The organism is Pseudomonas sp. 34 E 7, from assembly GCF_900005715.1.
Taxonomy (GTDB): Bacteria; Pseudomonadota; Gammaproteobacteria; order Pseudomonadales; family Pseudomonadaceae; genus Aquipseudomonas; species Aquipseudomonas orientalis_A.
The window spans coordinates 1-747 of sequence record NZ_CVTX01000184.1; the positions used below are offsets into that span (position 1 = coordinate 1).

At 55.8% G+C, this 747-nt stretch carries 1 protein-coding gene; it reads right to left on the reverse strand.

Going from position 1 to position 747, the window contains the following annotated elements; all coding sequences use genetic code 11:
- Positions 1-747: immunoglobulin-like domain-containing protein (locus BFP96_RS31460; protein WP_371914777.1), on the reverse strand; the 747-nt coding region annotated here is incomplete at both ends.

Sequence of the window (747 nt, forward strand, 5' to 3'; positions counted from 1 at the left end):
CGGATTGGTGATGTTGGTCACCAGTGCGCCGTTCTTATCCACAAGGCTGGCGGTGTAAACGATGTTGCCGCCTTCGCCAACCGTGGTGGTAGCGCTCAGAACCACATCGACCTTGTCGATGGTGTCGTTGATCGCTGTAGTTGCACTGTTTTGCGCAACTACCAGCTGCTCGAAGTTGCCGCCGGAAGCGTCGGTGATTTTGACGATCTGGGTGCTCTTGTCGATGAACACGTCATCGGCAGGCGCAGGGACGGTGACGGTGCCGACAGTTTCACCGGCTTTGATAGTGATATTTGAGCCGTTATCCAACTTCAGCGTGACGTCACTGCCCGCCTTATTGGAGAGCGTGGCCGTGTAGGTGATCTGGCCACCTTCGTTGACTGCGCTCGGCGCGGTCAGCGTAACAGTGGTGGTGTTATCAGTACCTGGGGTGTCAGTCACTGTTGTTGTGACTTTATCGGTACCTGGAACGAGATTTTCGAAGTGCTCGCCACCAGTGACAGTCTTGATAGCAGTGGTGACGGTTTGGTCGCCTTTATAGACGTCATCTGGTGCAACAACCGAAACGCTGCCGCTGGACTGGTTCACACCGATGGTGATGGTTTTGCCGTTATCCAGGGTGACGGCCAACGGGTTGGTGATGTTGGTCACCGGCGCGCCGTTTTTATCCACAAGGCTGGCGGTGTAGACGATGTTGCCGCCTTCGCCAACAGTAGTGGTGGCGGTCAGTACAACGTCGACCTTGTC